The organism is Allobosea sp. CER48, assembly GCF_044752385.1.
GTDB lineage: Bacteria > Pseudomonadota > Alphaproteobacteria > Rhizobiales > Beijerinckiaceae > Allobosea.
The window spans coordinates 1-2521 of the sequence record NZ_JBIWYK010000443.1 but is presented as its reverse complement, the minus strand read 5'-3'; the positions used below and the strand labels follow the sequence as shown (position 1 = coordinate 2521).

Sequence of the window (2521 nt, the reverse complement as noted above, 5' to 3'; positions counted from 1 at the left end):
CCGTCGACAGGCTACGCCCGGGCAGCGGGAGGTGCTGGTACATGGCTTCTCCCTGCTTGGAGCGCTGTCGCCTTTCGATGTCGGGCAGGCCGCGATCCTGGCCGATCATCGCATCGTGGCGATCGAGGCGGCCGAGGGCACGGATGCGATGATCGGCCGTGTCGCCGATCTGCGCGCCCGGGGGCGCCTCAGGATCGGCAAGGGTGACGGGATGCTGGTGAAGGCTCCGAAACTCGGGCAGGACCTGCGCGTCGACATGCCTGCCATCGGCGCGGACACGCTGCGCCATGTCGCCGAAGCCGGCCTGTGCGGCATCGGCATCAAGGCCGGGCAGGTGCTCGTGGGAGATCGTGACGAGCTCGGCAAGCTTGCCGACAGGCTCGGCCTCTTCGTCGAGGGCATAGCCTGATGCGGCCGTTCCGTCTCGCTATCATCGCCGGTGAGGCCTCCGGCGATGCGCTCGCGCTGCAGTTCGTCGCAGCGCTGCGCGAGCGGCTCGGCGGGCGCGCGATCGAGCTGTGTGGTGTCGGCGATCACGGCCTGCCGGAGGCGGGGTTGCGGCCGCTCTTCCCGCAATCCGATATCGCGGTCATGGGCTTCGGCCCGGTCATCGCGCGCCTCCCGCTGCTGCTGCGCCGGATCGGCGATGCCGCGCGCGGCGTCGTCGCCTTCGAGCCCGATCTGCTGCTGACGATCGACAGCCCCGATTTCTGCCTGCGGGTCGCGAAGAAGGTGCGGGCACGGGCACCGGGCATCCCGATCGTGCACTGGGTCTGCCCCAGCGTCTGGGCCTGGCGGTCAGGGCGCGCCCGGCGCATGGCGCCGCATGTCGACAGGATTCTGGCGCTGCTGCCTTTCGAGCCGGCTGCGTTGGCGCGGCTTCACGGCCCCGAGACCGTTTATGTCGGGCATCCGCTGATGCAGCGGCTGCGCGAGCTCCGGCCGGACAAGACGGAGCAGGATGCGCGAGACGATGCATCGCGGCCGATCGTGCTGGTCCTGCCGGGCAGCCGCCGCTCGGAGATCCATCATATGCTGCCCGTCTATGGCGAGGCAGTCGCCAAGGTCGCCGCCTCCGTGCCGGGCGCACGTTTCGTCCTGCCGGCGGTCGCCCGTCTGCAGCCCGCGATCGCCGAGGCGGTCGCCGGCTGGCCGGTTGTCCCGGAGATCGTCACGGGTGAGGCTGCCAAGCTCGCGGCTTTCCGCAACGCCCGTGCTGCGCTGGCAACCTCGGGCACGGTCACGCTGGAGCTTGCGCTGTCGCAGATTCCGACGGTCGCCGCCTATCGGGGCGCCGATTGGGAGGCGGCGATCGCCCGTCGGCTCGTGAAGCTGCCGAGCGTGATCCTTCCGAACCTGATCGTCGGCCGTAACATCGTGCCGGAGTTCATCCAGGAGGAGGCAACGCCCGAGGCGCTGAGCCGTCACCTCCTCGGCGCATTGAGCGAAGGCCCCGAGCGATCCAGCCAGCTGCAAGGCTTTGCCGAGGTCGAGGCGATCATGCGCTCCGCCGGGCCGAGCCCCGCCGCCAATGCGCTTGAAGCGGCATTGGCCATTGTTGCGAAGCGCAGCGGCCGGCCCGTGGTTTCCCTCTAGGCCGACCGCAGCCTCGCGGCCGTTCGCCTATTCGACGACAGCGCCCGAGGCCTTGGCGATCGGCGCCCATTTGGCGAGTTCGGTCTTGACGTGCTCGCCCAGCTGCTCCGGCGTCGAGCCGACGATGTCGGCGCTGACGTCGTTCAGCTTCTTCTTCACGGCCTCGTCCTTGAGCGCCTGATTGGCGGCCTGGTTGATCCTCTCGACGATGGGGCGGGGCATGTTGGCCGGGCCGAACAGCGCATTCCAGGTATAGGTCTCGTAGCCCGTCAGGCCGCCCTCGGCGATGGTCGGGACGTCCGGGAAGGACGCGACGCGCTCCTTGGTCGTCACGCCGATCGCGCGCAGCTGGCCGTTGCGGATGAAGCCGGCGGAGGAGGGCAGGTTGTCGAACATGATCGGCACCGCTCCGGCGACGACGTCGTTCAGGGCGGGGCCGGCGCCGCGATAGGGCACATGGTTCATCTGGACGCCGCCGAGAGACTTGAACAGCTCGCCGGAGAGGTGCAGCGGCGTGCCGACCCCCGAGGACGCGTAGGAGTACTTGCCTGGATTGTCCTTCAGGACCTGCAGCACCTCCTTCACCGTCTTGGCCGGAAAGCTGGGGTTCACCACCATGACGTTGGGGACGATCGCGAGCAGCGATATCGGGGTGAAGTCCTTCACGGCATCGAAGGTGACGGTCTTCAGGATCGCCGGATTCAGGGCATGCGTCGAGATCGTACCGAGCAGCAGCGTGTAGCCGTCCGGCGCAGCGCGGGCGACGGCAGTGGAGCCGACATTGCCGCCGGCCCCGGCCCTGTTCTCGATCACGACGTTCTGGCCGAGGATTTCGCTCATCTTCTGGCCGACGAGCCGGGCGACGATGTCGGTCGAGCCGCCGGCAGCGAAGGGCACGACCAGCGTGATCGGCCGGGTCGGAAAG

Annotated in this window: 3 protein-coding genes; 2 read left to right on the top strand and 1 reads right to left on the bottom strand. The window is 68.9% G+C overall.

Annotated features, from left to right (window positions below):
* Together lpxI and lpxB are read left to right on the top strand one after the other, a co-directional pair.
* A partial coding sequence (gene lpxI, locus ACIPIA_RS14105; RefSeq protein WP_400510457.1) for a UDP-2,3-diacylglucosamine diphosphatase LpxI domain-containing protein occupies nucleotides 1-409 on the top strand: 409 nt, incomplete at its 5' end.
* Complete coding sequence (lpxB, locus tag ACIPIA_RS14100) at nucleotides 409-1596, top strand: lipid-A-disaccharide synthase (protein ID WP_400510455.1); 1188 nt, start codon at nucleotides 409-411, stop codon at nucleotides 1594-1596. The genes lpxI and lpxB, both read left to right, overlap by 1 nt.
* Before the next feature lie 27 nt (nucleotides 1597-1623).
* Here the strand turns inward: lpxB and ACIPIA_RS14095 are convergent.
* Nucleotides 1624-2521 (bottom strand): Bug family tripartite tricarboxylate transporter substrate binding protein (locus ACIPIA_RS14095; RefSeq protein ID WP_400510454.1); only part of this gene is annotated, 898 nt, incomplete at its 5' end.